18 protein-coding genes and 1 pseudogene are annotated in these 22,617 nt (G+C 58.3%); 4 read left to right on the plus strand and 15 right to left on the minus strand.

The window, feature by feature from the left end:
- Positions 1–70: 70 nt before the first annotated feature.
- The 3 genes from rpoD to rpsU all read right to left on the minus strand — a co-directional run bounded on the left by rpoD (position 71) and on the right by rpsU (position 4,415).
- Entirely contained in the window at positions 71–1,915 is a 1,845-nt protein-coding gene (gene rpoD / locus AB4N84_RS13095) for an RNA polymerase sigma factor RpoD (RefSeq protein WP_074752235.1), read from the minus strand.
- 67 nt (positions 1,916–1,982) lie between these two features.
- Positions 1,983–3,953, minus strand: coding sequence for a DNA primase (gene dnaG / locus AB4N84_RS13100; protein WP_074752234.1), 1,971 nt, complete (start codon positions 3,951–3,953; stop codon positions 1,983–1,985).
- A gap of 246 nt (positions 3,954–4,199) precedes the next feature.
- On the minus strand, positions 4,200–4,415 hold the full coding sequence (gene rpsU, locus AB4N84_RS13105) for a 30S ribosomal protein S21 (RefSeq protein WP_002551877.1): 216 nt from the start codon (positions 4,413–4,415) through the stop codon (positions 4,200–4,202).
- A gap of 196 nt (positions 4,416–4,611) precedes the next feature.
- Between rpsU and tsaD the strand changes: the two genes are divergently transcribed.
- Entirely contained in the window at positions 4,612–5,637 is a 1,026-nt protein-coding gene (gene tsaD, locus AB4N84_RS13110) for a tRNA (adenosine(37)-N6)-threonylcarbamoyltransferase complex transferase subunit TsaD (RefSeq protein WP_460047011.1), read from the plus strand.
- A 54-nt stretch (positions 5,638–5,691) separates the two neighbouring features.
- Here the strand turns inward: tsaD and plsY are convergent, their stop codons facing one another.
- Entirely contained in the window at positions 5,692–6,261 is a 570-nt protein-coding gene (gene plsY, locus AB4N84_RS13115) for a glycerol-3-phosphate 1-O-acyltransferase PlsY (protein ID WP_074752233.1), read from the minus strand.
- Positions 6,262–6,335: 74 nt separating this feature from the next.
- Here plsY and folB point away from each other — a divergent pair, with 74 nt between their 5' ends.
- Together folB and folK are read left to right on the plus strand one after the other, a co-directional pair.
- Positions 6,336–6,689 carry a dihydroneopterin aldolase gene (folB, locus tag AB4N84_RS13120; RefSeq protein ID WP_074752232.1) on the plus strand — a complete coding sequence of 118 codons (354 nt, stop codon included), beginning with the start codon at positions 6,336–6,338 and terminating at the stop codon, positions 6,687–6,689.
- Entirely contained in the window at positions 6,680–7,207 is a 528-nt protein-coding gene (folK, locus tag AB4N84_RS13125; protein WP_460046665.1) for a 2-amino-4-hydroxy-6-hydroxymethyldihydropteridine diphosphokinase, read from the plus strand. The genes folB and folK overlap by 10 nt, the downstream gene beginning before the upstream one ends.
- A gap of 131 nt (positions 7,208–7,338) precedes the next feature.
- Here the strand turns inward: folK and AB4N84_RS13130 are convergent, their stop codons facing one another.
- From AB4N84_RS13130 to AB4N84_RS13180, 11 genes and pseudogenes are all read right to left on the minus strand, one after another.
- Positions 7,339–8,568 carry a multifunctional CCA addition/repair protein gene (locus AB4N84_RS13130; RefSeq protein ID WP_460046666.1) on the minus strand — a complete coding sequence of 410 codons (1,230 nt, stop codon included), beginning with the start codon at positions 8,566–8,568 and terminating at the stop codon, positions 7,339–7,341.
- Between the two features lie 71 nt (positions 8,569–8,639).
- Entirely contained in the window at positions 8,640–10,202 is a 1,563-nt protein-coding gene (locus AB4N84_RS13135; protein ID WP_074752229.1) for a SpoVR family protein, read from the minus strand.
- Complete coding sequence (locus AB4N84_RS13140; protein ID WP_074752228.1) at positions 10,199–11,470, minus strand: YeaH/YhbH family protein; 1,272 nt, start codon at positions 11,468–11,470, stop codon at positions 10,199–10,201. Before AB4N84_RS13140 ends, AB4N84_RS13135 begins: the two co-directional genes overlap by 4 nt.
- A gap of 117 nt (positions 11,471–11,587) precedes the next feature.
- Complete coding sequence (locus AB4N84_RS13145) at positions 11,588–13,510, minus strand: PrkA family serine protein kinase (RefSeq protein WP_074752227.1); 1,923 nt, start codon at positions 13,508–13,510, stop codon at positions 11,588–11,590.
- A 286-nt stretch (positions 13,511–13,796) separates the two neighbouring features.
- Positions 13,797–14,117 carry a thiosulfate sulfurtransferase GlpE gene (gene glpE, locus AB4N84_RS13150; RefSeq protein WP_062385210.1) on the minus strand — a complete coding sequence of 107 codons (321 nt, stop codon included), beginning with the start codon at positions 14,115–14,117 and terminating at the stop codon, positions 13,797–13,799.
- Positions 14,118–14,172: 55 nt separating this feature from the next.
- Positions 14,173–15,054 carry a symmetrical bis(5'-nucleosyl)-tetraphosphatase gene (locus AB4N84_RS13155; protein ID WP_460047013.1) on the minus strand — a complete coding sequence of 294 codons (882 nt, stop codon included), beginning with the start codon at positions 15,052–15,054 and terminating at the stop codon, positions 14,173–14,175.
- 72 nt (positions 15,055–15,126) lie between these two features.
- Positions 15,127–15,435, minus strand: a pseudogene (apaG, locus tag AB4N84_RS13160) (Co2+/Mg2+ efflux protein ApaG); the annotation flags it as partial.
- A 117-nt stretch (positions 15,436–15,552) separates the two neighbouring features.
- On the minus strand, positions 15,553–16,359 hold the full coding sequence (gene rsmA, locus AB4N84_RS13165) for a 16S rRNA (adenine(1518)-N(6)/adenine(1519)-N(6))-dimethyltransferase RsmA (protein ID WP_074752224.1): 807 nt from the start codon (positions 16,357–16,359) through the stop codon (positions 15,553–15,555).
- Positions 16,356–17,345 (minus strand): 4-hydroxythreonine-4-phosphate dehydrogenase PdxA, encoded by a 990-nt coding sequence (pdxA, locus tag AB4N84_RS13170; RefSeq protein WP_460046667.1) that lies wholly within the window; start codon positions 17,343–17,345, stop codon positions 16,356–16,358. The genes rsmA and pdxA overlap by 4 nt, the downstream gene beginning before the upstream one ends.
- Positions 17,342–18,664, minus strand: a complete 1,323-nt coding sequence (locus AB4N84_RS13175) for a peptidylprolyl isomerase (RefSeq protein ID WP_074752222.1) — start codon at positions 18,662–18,664, stop codon at positions 17,342–17,344. The genes pdxA and AB4N84_RS13175 overlap by 4 nt, the downstream gene beginning before the upstream one ends.
- A complete protein-coding gene (locus AB4N84_RS13180) occupies positions 18,645–21,449 on the minus strand; it encodes an LPS-assembly protein LptD (protein WP_074752221.1) in 2,805 nt (934 codons plus the stop codon). The genes AB4N84_RS13175 and AB4N84_RS13180 overlap by 20 nt, the downstream gene beginning before the upstream one ends.
- Before the next feature lie 129 nt (positions 21,450–21,578).
- On the opposite strand from AB4N84_RS13180, the gene AB4N84_RS13185 reads away from it, so the two are divergent.
- Positions 21,579–22,595 (plus strand): aminoglycoside phosphotransferase family protein, encoded by a 1,017-nt coding sequence (locus AB4N84_RS13185; protein WP_460046669.1) that lies wholly within the window; start codon positions 21,579–21,581, stop codon positions 22,593–22,595.
- Positions 22,596–22,617: the final 22 nt, after the last annotated feature.

The raw sequence follows: 22,617 nt of genomic DNA on the forward strand, positions 1-22,617 counted from the left end.
GCCGAAATCTTATTCTTTAAAACGCAAAACCCCCGGCAGGGCCGGGGGTTTTGGTTGACGCGTTTTTCGCTTACTCGTCCAGGAACGAACGCAGATGTTCGCTTCGGGTCGGGTGACGCAGCTTGCGCAACGCCTTGGCTTCGATCTGACGGATACGCTCACGGGTTACATCGAACTGCTTACCGACTTCCTCAAGGGTGTGGTCAGTATTCATGTCGATACCGAAACGCATGCGCAGAACCTTGGCTTCGCGGGCGGTGAGGCCCGAGAGCACTTCGCGCGTCGCTTCTTTCAAGCTTTCAACAGTGGCGACATCGATTGGCGACTGCATGGTCGAGTCTTCGATGAAGTCACCCAGGTGCGAATCTTCGTCGTCACCGATCGGGGTTTCCATGGAGATCGGCTCTTTTGCGATCTTCAATACCTTGCGGATTTTATCCTCAGGCATTTCCATGCGTTCGCCCAGCTCTTCCGGCGTCGGTTCACGACCCATTTCCTGCAGCATCTGGCGGGAAATACGGTTGAGCTTGTTGATCGTCTCGATCATGTGCACCGGAATACGGATGGTGCGGGCCTGGTCGGCGATCGAGCGAGTGATCGCCTGACGGATCCACCAGGTGGCATAGGTCGAGAACTTGTAACCACGACGGTATTCGAACTTGTCCACCGCTTTCATCAGGCCGATGTTGCCTTCCTGGATCAGATCGAGGAATTGCAGGCCGCGGTTGGTGTACTTCTTGGCGATCGAGATCACCAGACGCAGGTTCGCTTCAACCATCTCTTTCTTCGCGCGGCGGGCCTTGGCCTCACCGATCGACATGCGACGGTTGATGTCCTTGATTTCCAGGACAGTCAAGCCGGTTTCTTCTTCCAGCGCTGTCAGCTTCTGCTGGCAACGTTGAATGTCGGCTTGCAGGCGACCAATGGCTTCAGCGTATTTGCTTTTGCCTTTGGCCAGTGCGTCGGTCCAGCTCTGATCGACTTCGTTGCCCGGGAACTGGCGCAGGAAGTCGGCGCGCGGCATGCGTGCATCACGTACACACAGCTGCATGATGGCACGCTCTTGTGCACGCAGACGCTCCAGGGCGCTGCGAACACGCTCGACCAGGCCTTCAAACTGTTTTGGAACCAGTTTGATCGGCATGAACAGCTCGGCCAGAGCCAGAAGCTCTTCGTTGGCCTGCTTGCTGCCACGACCGTGCTTTTTCAGGGCCTTGAGGGTGATTGCCATCTGATCGGAAACGGCACCGAAGCGCTGGGCAGCCACGACAGGGTCCGGACCGCTTTCGGCCTCTTCCTCGTCATCGCTGTCCGACTCTTCGTCGTCATCGTCCGCGGCGTCAGCCTTTTCGGCTTTCTGATCGATCGGCGGAGGGACTTCGGCTGGCGGCGCAATGCCGTCGTCCGGGTCGATATAGCCGCTCAGAACGTCGGACAGGCGACCACCTTCGGTGGTAACCCGAGTGTATTCGGAGAGAATGTGCTCGACCGTGCCCGGGAAGTGCGCGATAGCGCCCATCACTTCACGGATGCCTTCTTCGATACGTTTGGCGATTTCGATCTCGCCTTCACGTGTCAGAAGCTCGACCGTACCCATTTCGCGCATATACATGCGCACCGGGTCTGTCGTGCGACCGATGTCGGTTTCGACTGCCGCCAACGCTGCGGCTGCTTCTTCAGCGGCCGCTTCGTCAGTGTCAGCTTCGGCCAACAGAAGGGCGTCCGCATCCGGAGCACTCTCGAATACGTTGATCCCCATGTCGTTAATCATGCGGATGATGTCTTCCACCTGTTCCGGATCTGAAATATCCTCCGGCAGGTGGTCGTTGACCTCCGCGTAAGTCAGGTAACCCTGCTCACGACCACGGCTGATCAACTCTTTGAGGCGAGACTGCTGTTGCGCTTTTCCGGACATAACACCCTATCCACTGAAGGTCTTGGCGGGCAAAAAACAAGCCGAGGATTATACCCGAGCTAGGACCTCACGCGCCAGTTGAGGTCGGGGTTTGTGCAGGAACTTTGCGATTTAACAGGTTGAGAAGCTGAACTTTTTCATCTGCGCTCAACCCTGTCTGCCGTTCCTTCCTGATCAATTGATCCAGGCTTCGCTCGCGTTGGCGGGCGGACAAGCTAGTTATAGTGTCGAAAAACTGTTGTTCAAGGTTATCGGCCGAGATCAGCCATTCCTTTTCCGCCAGTTGTCTTAATAATCGTCCTTGATCGGTCCCGTGCCAGCGAGCGATCAATTGCAGCGATCGCAGCTTGGGATTTTTTTGCAGTGCTTCGAGCAATGCGACAAGCAATTGCGAGTAAACGTTGTCTTCGGCTGCAAAATGGCTGGCATCTTCCACCTTCTGCGACAGCTCAGGGTGATGCAGTAACGTCCTGAGAGCGGTCAGTGTCGGTGGCTCAACCGTTGCCGGTGTGCGGGGTGCCCGGGGTTCAAAGTCGGGCCGCTTGCCGTTCCTGTCCCATTTCTTGCCTTTTTCCCAAGGCTTGTTTTCCCATTTTTTCTGCTGACCGCCGGGCGCTTTCGGCGTCCATTCCTGCTGAGCTTCATACGCGTCGTGCGGTTGATAGTCGCTGTAATCCGGTACTGAATCGTAGTCGAAACCCGGATCGTAGGCGGGCGGCGCCTCGGCTGGTGCGCTCTGCACCAACTGGTTCACGGCTGCCGTGTCCAGGCCGGTTATCTCCTTCAGACGGCGGCGCATCAGTTCACGCAGGTTGGCCCCTGGCACTTTTTCGATCAGCGGCGCTGCCAGCGTTACCATGTGCGCCTTGCCTTCCAGCGAGCGCGGGTCGGCTTCTTTGGTCAGTTGCTCAAAGAAGTAATCAGCCAGCGGTTGTGCATGCTGGTTGATCCTTGCCTTGAAGGCATCCGTACCTTCGGCGCGAACCAGTGTGTCCGGGTCTTCGCCTTCCGGCAGAAACAGAAACCGGGCACGTCTGCCATCCTGCAGGCTGGAAAGCGTTGCCTCCAGCGCACGCCAGGCGGCGTTGCGGCCCGCCTGGTCGCCGTCGAAACAGAACAGCACGTTCGGTACGACACGAAACAGACGTTTCAAATGTTCTTCGCTGGTCGCGGTGCCCAAGGTCGCCACGGCGTTGCGCAGGCCTTGCTGCGCGAGAGCGATGACGTCCATGTAGCCTTCGACAACGATGATCTCGTCAAGGTTGCGGTTGTGTTTGCGCGCCTCGAACAGGCCGTAAAGCTCTTGGCCTTTATGAAAGACCGGTGTCTCCGGCGAATTCAGGTATTTCGGTTTGTCATCACCCAGTACGCGGCCACCAAAGGCGATGACTCGGCCACGGCTGTCGCGGATGGGAAACATCACCCGGTCGCGGAATCGGTCATAACGTTTGCCGGTTTCGGCATTTTCGATCAGCAAGCCGGCATCGATCATGGCTTTCTGCTGAAGGGTGTCGCTGCTCAAGTGTTTGTAGAGATTGTCCCAGCCGGGCGGGGCGAACCCCAGGCCGAAGTCGCGGGCAATTTCGCCGGAAAGGCCGCGGCCCTTCAGGTAATCCACGGCCGACTTACGCGTCGGGTGGCTTTTCAGCGCGGCGCGGTAAAAATCGGCGGCGGCTGTGAGCAGTGGGTAAAGCGGCGAATCCGTGGGTTGTCTTGGCTTTTGGCCTTTGACGCCCTGTTCGCGAGGCACTTCCATGCCAGCGGCTTTCGCAAGGTCTTCGACGGCCTGGGGGAAATCCAGGTTGTCGTGATCCATGATGAAGCCGAGGGCGTTTCCGCCTGCGCCGCAACCGAAGCAGTAGTAGAACTGTTTATCCGGGCTGACGCTGAACGACGGTGTCTTTTCCTTGTGGAAAGGACAGCACGCACTGAAGTTCTTGCCGGTTTTCTTTAATTGAACGCGCGAGCTGACAACATCGACGATGTCGGTGCGGTTCAGAAGGTCGTCAATAAAACCCTGGGGAATCAGTCCGGCCATGGCGTTCTCATCATCAGGCGCCCCGCCAGAAAGATCGTGGCGAATCCAAAGCGTAACGACGGTTGCTTGGTCAGTGTAGACGGGTCAACGCGGCCTGAATCAGGCTGGAAGAGTTCGACGGGGTGTGTCTCGGTCGCATCTGCGGCGTCGACAGCCTCTGTCTATGCTGCTTGAGGCTAGAACTGCAACTGCCGGCAGCCCGGCTTTGGGGCCGGGCGAGGCAGAAGCTTGCGACAGACGTCTGTATTAATACAGACGAACGGCGCGGCGCTGTTCGCGCTGAACTTTCTTGGCGTGACGCTTAACAGCAGCAGCTGCTTTACGCTTACGCTCAGAAGTCGGCTTCTCGTAAAATTCGCGGCTACGAACTTCAGCCAGAACACCGGCTTTTTCGCAGGAGCGCTTGAAACGACGCAGAGCTACGTCGAAGGGTTCGTTCTCTTTAACTTTGACGGCTGGCATCCAGAGCTACCTTCATTCATTACCGGGGTCAACGCCTCGTGCAACGCTTGCACTAAGTACGTCGGTTTTTAAGGGTTGCGGATGTTAACCCCTCGCCGCGAGGAATGCAAAGCCTCTGATCGAAAACCGCTGGTCGCAGGGATGAGCGGCGACTATTATGCGCGCCTTCGAATTTGGCCTCTACAAGGCGTACCCCATGCTAGTACTGGGATTGGAAACCTCCTGTGACGAGACCGGCGTTGCGCTGTACGACAGCGAACGCGGCCTGCTTGCCGATGCATTGTTCAGCCAGATCGACCTGCACCGGGTCTATGGTGGCGTGGTGCCTGAACTTGCGTCCCGCGACCACGTAAAACGCATGCTGCCCTTGATTCGTCAGGTGCTTGCCGAGGCCGACTGTGCCGTAACCGAGATCGACGCGATCGCGTACACGGCGGGTCCTGGCCTTGTCGGCGCGCTGCTGGTAGGCGCTTCCTGCGCCCAGGCGCTGGCATTTGCCTGGGACATTCCCGCCCTCGGCGTTCACCACATGGAAGGTCATCTTCTGGCCCCGATGCTGGAGGAGCAGCCGCCCGAGTTTCCGTTCGTCGCCTTGTTGGTGTCGGGCGGTCACACCCAGCTGGTTCGGGTCGACGGGATCGGTCTTTATGAGCTGTTGGGCGAGACGCTGGATGATGCGGCTGGTGAGGCGTTCGACAAGACCGCCAAGATGATGGGCCTGAATTATCCTGGAGGTCCTGAAATTTCCCGTCTGGCGGTTAAAGGCGTTCCGGGGCGTTTCACGTTCCCGCGCCCGATGACGGAGCGTCCTGGGCTGGATTTCAGTTTCAGCGGCTTGAAAACCTTTGCCCTGAACACTTGGCAGCAGTGCCAGAGCGCTGGGGACGACGGTGAGCAAACCCGTTGCGACATCTCGCTGGCCTTCCAGGAAGCGGTGGTGGAGACTCTGACCATCAAGTGCAAGCGTGCGTTGAAGCAAGCTGGCATGAAGCGACTGGTGATCGCCGGTGGCGTGAGTGCAAACAAGGCATTGCGTGAATCGCTGGAGAAGATGCTGAGCGGTCTGGGCGGCAACGTTTACTACGCGCGTCCGGAGTTCTGTACCGATAACGGCGCGATGATCGCGTTTGCCGGTTGCCAGCGGTTGCAGGCGGGTCAGAGGGAAGGCCTGAGCATCAGCGTGCAGGCTCGCTGGCCGATGGAGCAATTGCCGGGTCTGTAAGGTGGGTTTCGTGTGATGAAAAAGGCTCGGTTGAGCCTTTTTCATCTTTTGCATTCAGAAATGCCGTTCGCGCCCGGCAAACAGGTCGCGTAGATTGCCGCGATGACGCCAGACAATCAGCAGCGTCAGCAGGGTCATGGGCAGCAGCGCGTGAGGCTCTTGCCAAGCGAGAAGCGGCAGGGTCAGCGGAGTGGCGATCAGCGAAGCCAGTGAGCTGGTGCGGGTCAGGTAGAACGTCAGCAGCCATGCAGCAATCGCCAGGAGGGCGGCGGGCGGGTACAAACCCAGCAGCATGCCGGCCGCGGTCGCTACGCCTTTGCCGCCCCGGAAACGGAAGTACAGCGGAAAGAGATGGCCGAGGACTGCGCAGAGCCCGATCCAGGCTTGTTCGCGAGGGTCGAGCCCGATCCCGCTGGCGATCAGCACGGGGATCAGGCCTTTGCAGACGTCACCGATCAGGGTCAGGATAGCGAGCTTCTTGCCGGCCAGGCGCAGCATGTTCGTCGCGCCAGCGTTGCCCGAGCCGCTGGCACGCGGGTCCGGGCTCCCGGTGATGCGGCTGAGCAGGATGGCAAAGGACAGCGAGCCGAGCAGGTAGGCGAGGAACGCCAGTAACCAAAACATGCTAACCATTCCGGGCGAGGATGCCTTGATTCTAACGGCGCATCGCGCCCTTGTCGTGTAACGGAGAGAAAGGCTTGGACAGAGTTTTCATTGAGGGTCTGGAAGTCGATACGGTGATTGGCGCCTACGACTGGGAGCGCGGCATTCGCCAGTGCTTGCGTCTGGACCTGAGTTTTGCCTGGGACAATCGGCCGGCCGCGGCGGGTGATGACCTGAGCAAGGCGCTCGACTATGCCAGCGTTTCCGCTCGCATCCAGGCCTTTGCCGAAGCGGCGCAGTACCAGTTGGTCGAAACATTCGCCGAGCGTCTGGCCGAAGTGCTGATGAGCGAGTTCAACATTCCCTGGCTGCACCTCAAACTGACCAAACCGGGAGCCGTGCCAGCGGCCAAGGGCGTGGGTGTGGAGATCGAGCGCGGATGCCGCTGACACGAATTTTCCTGGGCCTGGGCAGCAATATCGACCGGGAGCGGCACTTGTGCGCCGGGCTGGAGGCGTTGGCCGGTTTCCTGACCGACATGACCTGTTCGCCGGTGTTCGAAAGTCACCCGGTGGGCATCAAGAGCGGGCCGTTTTTCAATCTGGTGGTGTCTGCCCTGACCGACCTGCCATTGATCGAACTGGACCGTCGACTGAAATTCATTGAGGCTGACAACGGTCGCTATGCGCCGGATCGTAAGGGCTTGCCGCTGGACATCGACGTGCTGCTGTACGACGAACAGGTGGGCAATTTCGATGGTCTGGTATTGCCGCGCGCCGAAATCCTGAAAAACGCCTTTGTGCTCTGGCCGCTGTCGTTGATTGCGCCCGAGCGTCTGCATCCTGCGGTCGGTGTGCCCTTTCAGCAGCTGTGGGCCGAGGCGCAGATTGATCAGAAGCTCTGGCCGGTTGCTTTTGAATGGCGCGGAGCGCAATTGACGCCCGATTCGCTGCTGGCGCCTATTTGAGAGCACGGAACGTCTGTGGGAGCGAATTTATTCGCGAGAGGCCGGTGCATCCGACACGTGTGTGTCGCCTGATAAACCTTCGCGTATAAATTCGCTCCCACAGGAAGGAACGTCCGGCGTGATTGATGCGTTTAACCCTGATACGACGCCTTATAAACCATCAACGTGTCGAGCCGCTCACGCTTGAGTGCCTCGCCCAGTTCCTGTCCCTGATAGCCCTGATCCAGCAACGGCTGCACCGCGACTCTTCGCGCCGCTTCGGCTGCGCCGCGCAAATATTCGGCCTGTGGGTAACTCCGGTTTTCAAAGCCTTTGCGGCCTCGGGCGTCCATTTCGCAGGCGACGATAAACTCTTCGAACCGTTGCGGACGGCGATAAACGTCAAACGTCTGCAGCAAATCGAGCAACGTTGAGGGCTTTAGCTCTAGGGCGCGATGCCCGTGCGTGTGGTACTGGCCGACCAACAGCGCCAGTTCCTGGCAATCCCTTGGCACCTTGAACCGCAGGTTCACGGCCTTGATGGCCTTCAGCCCTTTGTGTTCATGGGCGATATGACGAGGCCATTCTTCTTCCGGCGTCAGGCCTTTGCCCAGATCGTGCAGCAGGCACGCCCAGCGCACGCTTAATGGCTGGTGATGAAGAGCGGCTTGATGCAGGACGCTCAGAACGTGCAGGCCCGTATCGATCTCCGGGTGGTGCGCTTGCGGTTGAGGTACCCCAAACAGCGCATCGACCTCCGGCATCAGGACATTTAGCGCGCCGCATTCGCGCAGCACCTCGATGAACACCTGAGGTTCGCGCTCCATCAGTGCGCGGGAAATTTCCTTCCAGCTGCGCTCGGGCGTCAGGGCCTCAAGTTCGCCGGATGCGCTGAGTTGGCGCATCAGTGCCATGGTTTCAGGCGCAATGGTGAAGCCGTCAGGCGCGTAGCGGGCAGCGAAGCGGGCAACGCGCAGCACACGCAGGGGATCTTCGGCAAACGCCGGAGAAACATGGCGCAAAATGCGTGCTTCGAGGTCCCGTTGACCATGATAAGGATCGGTCAGATGACCTTGTTTGTCTTCCGCAATCGCATTGATCGTCAGGTCACGCCGGATCAGGTCCTCTTCGAGGGTGACGTCCGGGTCGGTGTGAAACACAAAGCCGCCGTAGCCTCGTCCTGTCTTGCGCTCCGTGCGGGCCAGCGCGTATTCCTCGCCGGTGAGGGGATGCAGAAACACCGGAAAATCCGTCCCGACCGGGCGATAGCCCTTGATCATCATTTCGTCGGTCGTCGCGCCCACCACCACCCAGTCGGTATCCGCGACAGGTTTGCCAAGCAGGCGATCACGAACGGCCCCGCCAACTTTATAGATCTGCATAAAAAAACCTCCGTAAGCGCGACAGGATAAACCTTAAGTCGCGCTTGCGGAGGTGGTAATCGCTTTATCGGTCAGAGGTGAACGACGGCCAGATCGAGGCGGGGATATTCACTGTCAGCGTGTTCGCTTCTCGGTGGCACGTGGTGGGTCTTCATGATCTGATCGCCTTGCAGCGTTTCAAGATGAATGTCAAAACCCCACAAGCGGTGCAGGTGTTTGAGGACCTCGTCGGTAGAGTCGCCCAAGGGTTTGCGATCGTGTTGTTGATGGCGCAGGGTCAGCGAGCGATCGCCACGGCGGTCGATGCTGTAGATCTGCACGTTCGGTTCACGGTTGCCCAGGTTGTACTGCGCGGCCAGCGTTTCACGAATGATTCGGTAGCCCGTTTCGTCATGGATCGCCGGGACCAGCAAATCGTCTTTCTGGTCATCGTCCAGAATGCTGAACAATTTCAGGTCGCGGATGACCTTCGGCGACAAATATTGAAGGATAAAACTCTCGTCCTTGAAGCTGCTCATCGCAAACTTCACCGCCGTGAGCCAATCAGTGCCCGCCAGGTCCGGGAACCAGCGATGATCTTCTTCGGTGGGGTGTTCGCACATCCGTCGAATGTCCTGATACATGGCAAAACCCAGTGTGTAGGGGTTGATGCCGCTGTAGTACGGGCTGTCGAATCCGGGCTGGAACACTACGCTGGTATGGGACTGCAGGAACTCAAGCATGAATCCGTCAGTGACCAGGCCTTCGTCGTACAGGTCGTTCATCAGTGTGTAGTGCCAGAAGGTTGCCCAACCCTCGTTCATGACCTGCGTCTGACGCTGGGGATAAAAATATTGGGCGATTTTGCGCACGATCCGCACGACTTCGCGCTGCCAAGGCTCCAGTAACGGGGCGTGTTTCTCGATGAAGTAAAGGATGTTTTCCTGAGGTTCGGCAGGGAAACGGGCGTAGTCCTCCTTGTCGTTCTTGCTGGCGTTCTTCGGAATGGTGCGCCACAGGTCATTGATCTGCTTTTGCAGGTGTTCTTCCCGGTCCTTCTGGCGACGGCGTTCCTCTTCGGCCGAAATGGGATAAGGGCGTTTGTAGCGGTCAACGCCGTAGTTCATCAGCGCGTGGCAGGAGTCGAGCAAATCCTCGACGGCGTCGATGCCATGGCGCTCTTCGCACTGCATGATGTACTGCTTGGCGAACACCAGGTAATCGATGATCGAGCTGGCGTCAGTCCAGGTGCGAAACAGGTAATTGCCTTTGAAGAAGCTGTTGTGGCCATAGCAAGCATGCGCCACCACCAGTGCCTGCATGCAGATGGTGTTTTCTTCCATCAGGTAGGCGATGCACGGGTCGGAGTTGATGACGATTTCGTAGGCCAGGCCCATCTGACCGCGAGAGTAGGATTTTTCCGTGCTCAGGAAGTGCTTGCCGTAGGACCAATGGTGATACCCCAGCGGCATGCCCACCGACGCATACGCGTCCATCATCTGCTCGGCGGTGATCACCTCGATCTGATTAGGGTAGGTGTCCAGCGCGTAACGTTCGGCAATACGGCTGATTTCCCGGTCATAGGCCTGGATCAGCTCGAACGTCCACTCTGAACCCGTGGATAGAGGTTGGCGCTTCTGCTCTCTAGCGGTCATGTCACTAACCTGCGCTGGAAGAGTTCACGGAATACCGGATAAATATCACCGGCAGAGACCAGCTGTTGCTGGGCGAACGTGTCGGCGAAGGCTTCACCGATGCGCTCGTATTCGAACCACAGCGCCTGATGTTCGCGCGGGGTAATCTCGACGTAAGTGTAGTACTGCACGAACGGCATGATCTGTTTGATCAGAATGTCCCGGCAGATGGGGGAGTCGTCGTTCCAGTTGTCGCCATCCGATGCTTGGGCCGCATAGATATTCCACTCGTTGGTGGGGTAACGCTCGGCCATGATTTCCTGCATCAGTTTCAATGCGCTGGAGACGATGGTGCCGCCGGTTTCGCGGGAATAGAAAAACTCCTCCTCGTCGACTTCCCGGGCGCTGGTGTGGTGACGGATGAACACGACTTCGATCTTGTCGTAGTTGCGCTTCAGGAACAGATACAACAGGATGAAGAAGCGTTTGGCGATGTCCTTGGTGGCTTGCGTCATCGAGCCAGAGACGTCCATCAGGCAGAACATGACCGCTTTTGAACTGGGATTGGGTTGCTTGACCAGCAGGTTGTATTTGAGGTCGAAGGTGTCCAGATAAGGCACGCGTTTGATGCGCGCCTGCAGGCGCTGCGCTTCCACTTCCAACTCTTGAATATCGCCGAAATTGTCGGGTTCTTCGCGTTTAAGGCGCTCGAGTTCCGCGAGCACCTCCCGTAGCTTGGCGCGGCTGCTGCCGGACAAGGCAATGCGGCGCGCGTGTGCCGAACGCAGGGTACGGATGATGTTGATGCGCGACGGGTTGCCTTCGTTGCTGATGCCCGCGCGCACGGTCTTGAAGGTGTCGGTGCCGCTCAGGTTGCGTTTGACCAGGTTGGGGAGTTCCAGGTCCTCGAACATGAATTCAAGGAATTCCTCCTGAGTGATCTGGAAGACGAACTCGTCCATGCCTTCGCCGGAATTACTCGCTTTGCCGGGGCCTTTTCCTCCGCTGCCCCCCTGTGGGCGGGCGATGTGTTCGCCCGAGGTGAATTCTTTGTTGCCCGGGTGAACGACGGTCTGTTTGCCGCCCCGCCCATGATGCAGCACCGGTTCGTCGATGTCGCGTCCGGGAATGCTGATCTGTTCGCCATGCTCCATGTCGGTGATGGAGCGGCGGCTGACTGCTTCTTCGACTGCTTTCTTGATGTGGTCACGGTAGCGGCGCAAAAAGCGCTGCCGATTTACCGTGCTCTTGTTCTTGCCGTTGAGACGTCGGTCGATCACATAGCTCATAGGCCCTCCGGGCAGCTACAAGAAAAAATCAGCCACAAGCTGCAAGCTGATTCGGACCAGGCATTCAAACGCTGACCAGTTCAGCTTGCCGCTTGAAACTTGTAGCTCACAGCTGCTTTATTGGGATTTACGGACCCGCAGATACCACTCGGAGAGCAAGCGTACCTGTTTGTCGGTGTAGCCCCGCTCGACCATTCGGGTGACGAAGTCGTTGTGTTTCTGTTGGTCCTCTTTGCTGGCTTTGGCGTTGAAGCTGATAACCGGCAGCAGATCCTCGGTGTTGGAGAACATTTTCTTCTCGATCACCACGCGCAGCTTCTCGTAGCTGAGCCAGGTCGGGTTTTTGCCGTTATTGTTGGCGCGGGCACGCAGCACGAAATTGACGATTTCGTTGCGGAAGTCTTTCGGGTTACTGATGCCGGCCGGCTTCTCGATTTTCTCCAGTTCTTCATTCAGCGCGACGCGATTAAGGATCTCGCCGGTTTCCGGATCGCGGTATTCCTGATCCTGAATCCAGAAATCCGCATACAGCACATAGCGGTCGAAGATGTTCTGGCCGTATTCACTGTACGACTCCAGGTACGCCGTCTGGATTTCCTTGCCAATAAACTCGATATAACGCGGCGCGAGGTATTCCTTGATGAAGCGCAGGTAACGCTCGCGGGTCTCGGCCTGGAATTGCTCCTGCTCGATCTGTTGTTCCAGCACATAAAGCAGGTGAACCGGGTTGGCGGCAATCTCGTGCGGATCAAAGTTGAAGACCTTGGACAGGATCTTGAATGCAAACCGGGTGGACAAACCGTTCATGCCTTCGTCGACGCCCGCACTGTCGCGATACTCCTGAATCGACTTGGCTTTCGGGTCGGTGTCTTTGAGGTTCTCGCCGTCGTACACCCGCATCTTCGAATAGATGTTGGAATTCTCGGGTTCTTTAAGCCGCGACAGGACCGTGAACTGCGCCAGCATTTTCAAGGTGTCAGGCGCACAGTGCGCTTTGGCCAGCGAGCTGTTGAACAGCAGTTTGTCGTAGATCTTGATCTCGTCACTGACCCGCAAGCAATACGGCACCTTCACGATGTAGATACGGTCGATGAAGGCTTCGTTGTTCTTGTTGTTGCGGAAGCTGTGCCATTCCGATTCGTTGGAGTGGGCCAGCAAAATGCCGGTGAACGGAATCGCCCCAAGGCCTTCGGTACTGTTGTAGTTGCCTTCCTGAGTCGCGGTGAGCAGTGGGTGCAAGACCTTGATCGGCGCCTTGAACATCTCCACGAACTCCATCAGGCCCTGGTTGGCCCGGCACAGCGCGCCAGAATAGCTGTAGGCATCGGCGTCGTTCTGTGGGTATTCCTCGAGTTTGCGGATATCGACCTTACCGACCAGTGCCGAAATATCCTGGTTGTTCTCGTCACCCGGCTCGGTCTTGGCCACCGCAATCTGATTGAGGATCGACGGATAGAGTTTCACCACCTTGAACTGGCTGATGTCGCCCCCGAACTCGGCCAGACGTTTGGTCGCCCATGGCGACATGATGGTGTTGAGGTAGCGGCGTGGGATGCCGTAGTCCTCTTCGAGGATCGTCCCGTCTTCGGTAGGTTTGAACAGGCCCAAGGGCGATTCGAAAACCGGGGAGCCCTTGATGGCGTAGAAAGGTATTTTTTCAACAAGCTGTTTGAGTTTTTCAGCCAGGGACGACTTGCCGCCGCCTACGGGGCCGAGCAGGTAAAGGATCTGTTTCTTCTCTTCCAGGCCTTGGGCGGCGTGGCGGAAGTACGAGACGATTTGCTCGATGCAGTCCTCCATGCCATGGAAATCCTCGAACGCCGGATAGCGCCGAATGACCTTGTTGGAGAAGATTCTGGACAGCCGGGAATTGGTCGAGGTGTCGAACAACTCAGGCTCGCCGATGGCCATCAGAAGACGTTCTGCGGCAGAGGCGTATGCACTGCGGTCGGTTTTGCAGAGCTCCAAGTACTCCTGTAGCGAGAGCTCTTCCTGGCGTGTCGATTCAAAGCGTTGTTGGAAGTGGCTAAAAATACTCATGACGTCACCTCGCTCGATACGTGGAGCCGGCGGCGGATCGTCAGTCGATGCTGGCTGGCCTCTGATCACTCAGAAACCATTACCCCCCAAACACCATAAAAGTAGCTACCGATGACCCACGCGCCGGTGTACCGGCTCTCCCCTGATTCGGATGGCCTGAGGCTAAGGATAGTTCGGATTCGCACACAGAAAGAAGGAAGGCGTATGAATGAAGGGGGACCGTTCGTCAGTTGGACGCGCGAGGCCGCGTAGAACGCGGCCTCGCGTACCGAAAAAATATTTTCGATCAGCCTTGCGCGGTTTCGCTCGGGAAAGTGTTTTTCCACAGCTCGAATCCGCCATCCATGCTGTAGACCTCAGAGAAGCCCTGACCTACAAGATAGGCTGCTGCGCTCTGGCTGGAGTTGCCGTGATAGCAGACAACGACGAGCGGTTTGTCGAGGTCGGCATTGCGGATGAAGTCGGCAATGGAATGGTTGTCCAGATGGTGCGAATCCGGGATGTGATTGCTGGCGAAAGTCTGTGCGTCGCGAACGTCGACCAGCACAGCGCCTTGTTCACGCAGGGCCTGGGCCTGCTCCGGCGGAATGCGTTTGAAGTCGGTCATGGCGTGGGCTCCTGGGCCGTTGGGTTCTCGAATTGTCGAGAACGAAAAAGGGATTCTAACGCTGGGCAGCGGCGGGGTCGCTAGCGCTCGGGTTGCTGGATGTTGACGGGGCGAGGTTACCGCGCTCGTCGCAGTCGCAACGAATCAGCTCCCGGGTATCGACGTTGAGCAGGGTCATGACGTTGCCCCAGACACAGCCGGTGTCGAGCGCATAGACCCCAGGCTCATTGCAGCGGCCTTCCAGCGCGGCCCAGTGCCCGAAAATGATATTCAGGCCCTTGGTCTTGCGATCCTTGTGGCTAAACCAGGGGGCATACCCGGCAGGCGCACTGTCCAGGCCTTCCTTGCTTTTGAGGTCCAGCTTGCCGTCGGCGGTGCAGAAGCGCATGCGCGTGAAGTAATTGGTGATCACGCGTAATCGGGTGACGCCGTGAAGGTCCTTGTCCCATTTGGCAGGCTCGTTGCCATACATCCCGTCGAGAAAAGGCTCGAACAGGTTGTCGTCGCGCAGCGCTTCTTCGACTTCCTCGGCACAGCGCAGCGCTTTCTTGAGCGTCCACTGTGGCGGGATGCCGGCGTGCACCAAGGCGATGTCGCGCTGGGCGTCGTAATGCAGGAGTTTCTGTTGGCGCAGCCAGTCGAGCAGCTCGTTGGCGTCCGGGGCTTCAAGAATTTCCCGCAGCGTGTCACCTTTTTTCAAACGCTCGATGTTTCGGCCGGCAGCGAGCAGGTGCAGGTCGTGATTGCCCAGCACACACACCACCGAATCGCGCATCGCGTAGAGAAAACGCAATGTTTCCAGCGATTGCGGGCCGCGGTTGACAAGATCGCCCACCAACCAAAGTGTGTCTTTGTCCGGTTGAAAGGACACGCGCTGAAGCAGGCATTTCAGAGGTTCAAGGCAACCTTGCAGATCGCCGACCGCATAGACCGTCATCAGTGAAGCGCCCCCCGGCACCGCCAGGCGGAACGGGGCAATGATCGCGTCGAAGCGTTTGCCGTCTTCGGCCAGCATCTGATAGCTGCCCTGCATGTTGCCGACCTTGGTGGTCATGACCGTACCGCTGCTGTACGTGTGGCTTTGTCCCGCCTGAATCAGCGGTTGCTGGCCGACCACGCCTTCGCCGCGAACCTCTTCGACATGGCCGTCACCGTCGGTGATCACCCAGTGGCGCGACAACAGCTTGGCCGGTATCTCGCCGTTGTTATGCACAGTGACGGTGTAGGCGAAGGCAAAGCGGTTTTGCTCAGGCTGCGATTGTTCTGCGAGGAAGCGGGTGACGACGCTGACGTCGACCTGATAACGAGGATCGGACATGCAAGAGGCCTTAAAAGCGAAAGCGGAAAAAGCCGGAAAAGCCCGGTGAGACTCAGTCTAGGACATGTGGCGGGTAAAAAACCAATGGCTCCTTGGCCCGCCCCGTGTCCTGAGGCACTAGCCGACGACAGGCTTCTCGGTGAGTGTGTCAGCCAGGCGGACGAACGCGGCCAGGTCCAGCTGCTCGGGACGCAGGCTGCCATCCACGCCTGCCTCAGCGATTTCATCGCTGGTGAGCAGGGCCTTCAGGGTATTGCGCAAGGTCTTGCGGCGCTGGTTGAAGGCTTCGCGCACGAGCCGCTCCAGGACGCGATGGTCCTTGGCAGGGTGAGGCAGCGTTTGGTGCGGAACGAGTCGGACAATGGCCGAGTCGACTTTTGGCGGCGGGTTGAACGCGCCAGGACCGACATTGAACAGGTGCTCCACGCGGCAGTGGTACTGAACCATGATCGACAGGCGGCCCCAGTCACCACCGCCAGGGCCTGCAGCCAGGCGCTCGACGACTTCCTTTTGCAGCATGAAGTGCATGTCACGGATGAGGTGAGCATTCTGCAAAAGATGGAAAATCAGCGGCGTGGAGATGTTGTAAGGCAGGTTGCCGACGACGCGCAGGCTGCCGGGGGCGGCGTTGAGGCGGGTGAAGTCGAACTTCAATGCGTCGCCCTGATGCAGGTTGAAATTCGGCATGGCGCTGAACTGCTGCATGAGGATCGGTACCAGATCCTTGTCCAGTTCCACCACGTCCAGTTGCGCGCCGCTGCTCAGCAGGCCTTCGGTCAGGGCGCCCTGGCCCGGGCCGATTTCCAGCATGCGGTCTTCGGCCTTGGCGCGGATGGAGCGCAGGATCTTGTCGATCACGCCAGCGTCGTGCAGGAAGTTCTGGCCGAAGCGCTTTCGCGCCTTGTGTTGGTATTGCTCAGTCATTGATGGGTCTCGGCCATCTGGTAGGCGGTTTGCAGCGCGACCTTGAGGCTGCCGGTGTCGATCTTGCCGCTGCCCGCCAGATCCAGCGCAGTGCCGTGGTCCACGGAGGTGCGAATGATCGGCAGGCCAAGGGTCACGTTGACGGCGGCGCCGAAGCCTTTGTACTTCAGTACGGGCAGGCCTTGGTCGTGGTACATCGCCAGCACTGCGTCGCAGTGCTCCAGATATTTGGGGGTAAAAAGTGTGTCGGCAGGCAGCGGGCCGCGCAAATCCAGACCATCGCTGCGCAGACGCTCAAGGGTAGGTTCGATGATGTCGATTTCTTCGCGGCCCAGATGGCCGCTTTCGCCCGCGTGCGGATTCAGCCCGCAGACCAGAATCCGTGGGTGAGCAATCCCGAACTTGTTGACCAGATCTGCATGCAGGATGCGGGTCACGCGTTCGATACGCTCAGGCGTGATGGCGTCAGCGACGTCACGCAGGGGGAGGTGAGTGGTCACCAACGCCACGCGCAGATCACCGGTGGCGAGCATCATCACCACCTGCTGTGTTTGGGTCAAATCAGCCAGGAATTCGGTGTGGCCCGAAAACGCAATCCCGCTCTCGTTGATCACGCCCTTGTGTACGGGGGCTGTGATCATGCCGACGAAGTGACCGTCCATGCAGCCTTGGCCCGCGCGGGTCAGGGTTTCCAGCACGAACGCGCCATTGGCTTTGTTCAGTTGCCCGGCAACGACAGGCGCCTGCAGCGGGGTATCCCAGACATACAGGCTTGCCGCAGGTGCAGGCGTATCAGGCCAGGCGTCTGGCGTGACGGGAATCAGGCGGACGGCCACACCCAGCTGCGCGGCCCGCTCGTTGAGCAGGTCGCAACTGGTGATGGCAATCAGAGGGTGGGGCTGGGACTGCTCGGCGAGCAGCAGGCAAAGGTCAGGACCAATGCCAGCGGGCTCGCCGGGTGTCAGGGCGAAACGCTTGGGTTTCACTTGGCAGCCTGGTCAGCGCCAGGAAGCTTGATTTCAACGTAGGCTTCGTCGCGGATCTGACGCAGCCAGGTTTGAAGCTCTTCGTCGTATTTGCGGTTACGCAGTACGGTCATCGCTTGTTGCTCACGCGCCTGGCTGGTGCTGTCGGTTGCGCGACGGCCCAGGACTTCCAGCACGTGCCAGCCAAACTGAGTCTGGAACGGCTTGGATACGACACCCTGAGGTGTCTCGTTCATGACGTCGCGGAATTCAGGTACCAGCGAACGAGGATCAACCCAGTTCATGTCGCCGCCGTTGAGCGCCGAGCCCGGATCTTCAGAGAAATTCTTCGCCAGTTCACCGAAGTCTTCGCCGTTCTGGATGCGATCGTAGATGCGCTGTGCAAGCAGCTTGGTTTCGGCTTCGCTGCGGATTTCGCTTGGCTTGATCAGGATGTGACGAACATGAACTTCGTCGCGCATCTGGGTCTGATTCTCGCCACCGCGTTTTTCCAGCAATTTGAGAATGATGAAGCCGCCCGGAGTGCGCGCAGGCGGCGTCACCTGGCCCGGGCTCATCGAGCTCAGCATGTCACCGAACGGTGGAGGCAATTGAGCGGCTTTACGCCAGCCCATGTCACCGCCGTCCAGGGCGCTTTCGCTGGCCGAGGAGGAGATTGCGAGCTGCTCGAAATTCGCACCTTGCTGCAGCTTGCCGTAGATGTCCTTGGCTTTGACGGCGGCCGCCTGGATCTGGTCCGAGGTCGCACTGTCAGGCGTTGGAACCAGGATGTTCGCCAGGTGAAATTCTTCGGAGAACTGCGCCTTGCCCAGGTCCGACGCCAGGAAGTTCTTCACTTCCTGGTCCGACACCTGAATGCGCTCGGCAACGCGGCGCTGACGCACGCGGCTGATGATCATTTCCCGACGAATCTGTTCGCGTGCGCTGTTGTACGACAGACCGTCGTGCGCCAGTGCCGCTTTGAACTGGTCGATGCTCATGTTGTTGCGCTGAGCAATGGTGCCGACCGCCTGGTTCAACTCTTCATCGGTGATGCGGATGCCGGAGCGCTCGCCAATCTGCAGTTGCAGGTTTTCCAGGATCAGACGATCCAGAACCTGCGACTCCAGAGCGCTGGCAGGCGGAACGCCTTGCCCACGCTTGGCGATGGTTTGCTGAACTTCACGGGTGCGCTGGTCGAGCTGGCTTTGCATCACCACGTCGTTGTCGACGATGGCTACAACCTTGTCGATGGAGCGCACTTCAGCGTGCGCCACGGTACCGATGAGTAGCGCGCCCAGCATCAGCGGGCGCAGACAATCAGAAAGCTTGGTCTTCACGTTCACGATAACCTTGGATGCCTTTGTCGAGGAAGCTTTCAACTTTTTGGCCAACGACGCCACCAAGCCCCTTCAACACGATTTGCAGGAAAATGCCGCGGTCGCCTTTTTCGTTCTGCGCCACTTCTTGAGTGGATTCGTCGTAGTCGACCCAGTAACGGTTGATCAGACGCAGCTTCCAGCAGCAGTTGTCGTATTCAAAACCACCAAAGGCTTCGAGCGTACGGTCGCGGTTGTAGTCATATTGCCAGCGAGCAATGGCGCTCCACTGCGGAACGACCGGCCAGATGACCGAGAAGTCATGCTGCTGGATCTTGTAGTAGTCCTTGATGATGGAGCCGTCCGGAAGGACCGCATCACCACCACCGACACTCCACCGACCAGTGGTCTGGTCGTAGCGAACCTGGTCGTTACGATAGCGATAGCCGGCGTTGAACACTTTGCCCGGCTCATCTTCAGGCTGGTAGTGGAACATCGCGCTGCCGGAACGGGTGCTGCGGCTGTCCGGATCCCAGTTAAAGGTCGACGTTGCACGCCAGTCTCGGTTGAAGCGGTATTCGTATTCCAGTGCATACGGAGACACATCAGACTGAGCGTCTTTACGATCTTCGTAGGCGATACCCGGCAACTGCACCTTGCGGTCCGCGAAGTACAGCGCCTGACCAATGCTGAAACGCTGACGTTCGAAACCGTTGTCTTCGATCCAGCGGTTGGTCACGCCCAGCGACAGTTTGTTTTCGTCGCCGATACGGTCGGAACCGACGAAGCGGTTGTCGCGGAACAGCGAGGCGTAATCGAACGTTGTTTCACCCGTGTCGAAAATCGGGATGTCGTTCTGGTCTTTATTAGGCACATACAGGTAGTACAGGCGTGGTTCCAACGTCTGGCGGTAATCCTTGCCGAACCAGTTGGTGTTGCGGTCGAAATACAGGCCGCTGTCAACGCTGAGGACCGGGATCGACCTGTCTACGCCGCTGTCGAAATTCTGCTGATAGCCCGCAATCTGGTTCGTTGCAGTGAGGAGATCCGCTTTTCCTCGTCCGTCCAGATCAAGATCGTACTTGGTGTAGACATACTTGAGCTTCGGCGTGACGTAACCATAGCTCGCGGTCAGCGGCAGGCTGATCGACGGTGCCAGATTCAGTCTGTCGCCGGTGGCGCGCGCGAGGCCGAAAATGTTGTTGTCCAGGCGGGTGCTCGAAATACCATCTTCGTCGGTATAGCTACCGGTACGCAGATCGCGATCAAAGCGAACCAGCTCAGTGTTGTAATCAAACTTCAGGCCACCTGGACGAAATGGAAGGGTTCCATCCAGAGTCAGTTGTGGCAGGCGACCGTACGGCGTGATTTGAGTCACCGTGGTCAATTGGTACTGCTGAGCATTCAGGCGGGCGACGTAGCCGTCGCCGCGATACGTCAGATCACCTTGCTGATTCAGGTAATCATGAGTGCTGACGCCTTCCTGACCACTTTTGAGATCCTGGAAGTAGTAGGGGTCGCTGACCTTGGTGTAGTCGACGTGCGCAGTCAGGCGCTCATCCAGCCCACTGCGGTTTTGCCAGTTGATCATCCAGCGGGTGTCTTTGTAGTCAGACTGCAGCTTGCGATCATCGTCGTCGTCATTCAGGTAAGCCGCACCGAACTGACCTTCACTGCTCTTGGTCAGGTAACGGAACTCGCCTTCAAGCAACAGACCACGTTTGGCCATGTACGTCGGGTACAACGTGGCGTCGTAGTTTGGCGCCAGGTTGAAGTAGTACGGGGTGAGCAACGAGAAGCCGGTGTCGCTGCTGGCACCGATGGTCGGTGGCAGGAAGCCGGACTGGCGACGGTCGTCGATCGGGAAATAGATGTACGGCGTGTAGAGAACCGGGATGTCGTGAACACGCAGGGTCGCGTTGGTCGCGGTACCGAAACCGGTGGCCGGGTTCAGGGTGATGTTGTTGCCCTTCACCGTCCAGGCGTTGCTGCTCGGTTCGCACGTGGTGTACGTACCGTCCTTCAAACGGATGATCGCGTTCTCTGCACGGCGAGCGTACAGCGCGTTACCGCGCACGTTGGATTTGTGCAGCACGTATTCGGCGTTGTCGACCTTCGCCTCACCGGTGTCCAGCTGGACTTCGGCGTGGTCACCGACGATCAGCGCGCCGTTGTCGCGCAGACGGACATTGCCGTTCAGCTCGCCACGGTTTTCAGCCTGGTGCAGGCTCGCTTCTTCGGATTCGACCTGCATGCTGCCTTGGCGCATGACGACGTCACCGGCCAGGGTCGCAATCTGTTCTTCCTGCTGATAACGCGAAGCCTTGGCGCCGATGAAGGTCGGTGCGTCGCTCTTCGCGGTCTTGTCGTCCATGCCCGGACGTATCGGCTCGATGTAGGCGCCGGAGCAGTACGGACCGGTTTCTGCCAGTTGGGCAGCGGTCAGCTTCTCGCGCGGAACCCAGTCCAGGTGACTGTAGTCGGCACTGCGCGATTTCAGACCACGGCCTTTGGCTTCGGTGACGAGCATCGTTTTGGGCACGACCTCACCACTTTCGGTCGTGGTTGTGCCCTCAGTCGCCGTGCTGGTGTTGGACGACACGCTGTTGGCGTCGTGCACTGGCCGCGGAGGCAACTGGGCAGCGTTGGTTTTCGGGGAGCAATCCCAGGAACCTGTTGCAGACACCGAGCAGTCATACTGTTCAGCTGCAACCACGTACTGGGTGGCCAGAGGTTGCATCGCCAGCAGACTGCCGGTTACGAGCAACGGAAATTTTTTACGAAACGCGGGGGATTTCAATGCCATCTTATTAGTCCGGGCTTCCTGCGCGCCATCTGCCCGCGGGGGGGCCGCACGCCTCTCGATGGGCTGAAAAAGATGTCGGATAATAAAGCATGACCCGCTTGACGGCTAGCGCCGTCGGAGACCCTTGCAATGCCAGATCAAGATGTACGCCTGCAACACCTGAAAGATTGGCTCGATGAGCAGCTGCCGAAGTTGTTTTTGGCTCAAGGTTGGGGCGCCATACCCCCAGCCACGTTGACTGCGGCCAGCAGTGACGCCAGTTTCCGACGCTATTTCCGTTGGGAGGGTGAGGGCCGCACTTTTATCGTGATGGACGCTCCTCCGCCTCAGGAAAACTGCAAACCCTTCGTTGATATCGCTCATTTATTGAGCAAATCAGGAATTAATGTTCCGAAAATTTATGCCGAAGACCTGAATCAGGGCTTTCTGCTGCTGAACGATCTGGGCCGAAAAACCTACCTCGACGTCATCGATGCACAAAATGCCGATCAATTGTTCGCCGATGCCATCGACGCGCTGCTGGCATTTCAGCAGTTGCCAATGGAAGCACCACTGCCCAGTTACGACGTGGCGCTGTTACGCCGTGAGCTTGAGCTTTTTCCCGAGTGGTACGTGAAGCGTCATTTGGGTATCGAGTTCGATGCAACGCAACAGGCCAGTTGGCAACGGGTCAGTGAACTGTTGATCGACAGCGCGCTGGCGCAGCCGAAGGTGCTGGTGCACCGGGACTACATGCCGCGCAACTTGATGCTCAGCGAGCCGAACCCTGGCGTGCTGGACTTTCAGGACGCGGTGTACGGCCCGGTGACCTATGACATCACCTGCCTGTTCAAAGACGCCTTTCTGAGCTGGCCGCAGGAGCGTGTCGCGCGCTGGCTCAAGCTGTATTGGGACAAAGCGGGTGCCGTGGGTATCCCCGTGCAGGATGATTTCGACGAATTTTGCCGTGCCAGTGATTTGATGGGCGTACAGCGGCATTTGAAGGTGATCGGTATTTTTGCTCGCATTTGCCATCGTGATGGCAAACCTCGTTACGTTGCCGACGTGCCACGCTTCTTCTCTTATATAGAAGACGTGCTGGCGCGCCGACCTGAACTGGTTGAGTTGAGCAACCTGCTGACCAGTCTTGGTCAGCCAAAACAATAAGCCATCGTTTTAAGGAATGGAT

The sequence above is a fragment of the Pseudomonas sp. S2_H01 genome, from assembly GCF_054668305.1.

Excerpts from the sequence above, each read along its gene's own strand:
- AB4N84_RS13145 (WP_074752227.1), bottom strand. The coding sequence starts at position 13,510 with ATGAGTATTTTTAGCCACTTCCAACAACGCTTTGAATCGACACGCCAG.
- tsaD (WP_460047011.1), top strand. The coding sequence starts at position 4,612 with ATGCTAGTACTGGGATTGGAAACCTCCTGTGACGAGACCGGCGTTGCG.
- rsmA (WP_074752224.1), bottom strand. The coding sequence starts at position 16,359 with ATGACTGAGCAATACCAACACAAGGCGCGAAAGCGCTTCGGCCAGAAC.
- rpoD (WP_074752235.1), bottom strand. The coding sequence starts at position 1,915 with ATGTCCGGAAAAGCGCAACAGCAGTCTCGCCTCAAAGAGTTGATCAGC.
- dnaG (WP_074752234.1), bottom strand. The coding sequence starts at position 3,953 with ATGGCCGGACTGATTCCCCAGGGTTTTATTGACGACCTTCTGAACCGC.
- plsY (WP_074752233.1), bottom strand. The coding sequence starts at position 6,261 with ATGTTTTGGTTACTGGCGTTCCTCGCCTACCTGCTCGGCTCGCTGTCC.
- AB4N84_RS13135 (WP_074752229.1), bottom strand. The coding sequence starts at position 10,202 with ATGACCGCTAGAGAGCAGAAGCGCCAACCTCTATCCACGGGTTCAGAG.
- AB4N84_RS13130 (WP_460046666.1), bottom strand. The coding sequence starts at position 8,568 with ATGCAGATCTATAAAGTTGGCGGGGCCGTTCGTGATCGCCTGCTTGGC.
- glpE (WP_062385210.1), bottom strand. The coding sequence starts at position 14,117 with ATGACCGACTTCAAACGCATTCCGCCGGAGCAGGCCCAGGCCCTGCGT.
- AB4N84_RS13140 (WP_074752228.1), bottom strand. The coding sequence starts at position 11,470 with ATGAGCTATGTGATCGACCGACGTCTCAACGGCAAGAACAAGAGCACG.
- folK (WP_460046665.1), top strand. The coding sequence starts at position 6,680 with ATGCCGCTGACACGAATTTTCCTGGGCCTGGGCAGCAATATCGACCGG.
- rpsU (WP_002551877.1), bottom strand. The coding sequence starts at position 4,415 with ATGCCAGCCGTCAAAGTTAAAGAGAACGAACCCTTCGACGTAGCTCTG.
- AB4N84_RS13180 (WP_074752221.1), bottom strand. The coding sequence starts at position 21,449 with ATGGCATTGAAATCCCCCGCGTTTCGTAAAAAATTTCCGTTGCTCGTA.
- AB4N84_RS13155 (WP_460047013.1), bottom strand. The coding sequence starts at position 15,054 with ATGACGGTCTATGCGGTCGGCGATCTGCAAGGTTGCCTTGAACCTCTG.
- AB4N84_RS13185 (WP_460046669.1), top strand. The coding sequence starts at position 21,579 with ATGCCAGATCAAGATGTACGCCTGCAACACCTGAAAGATTGGCTCGAT.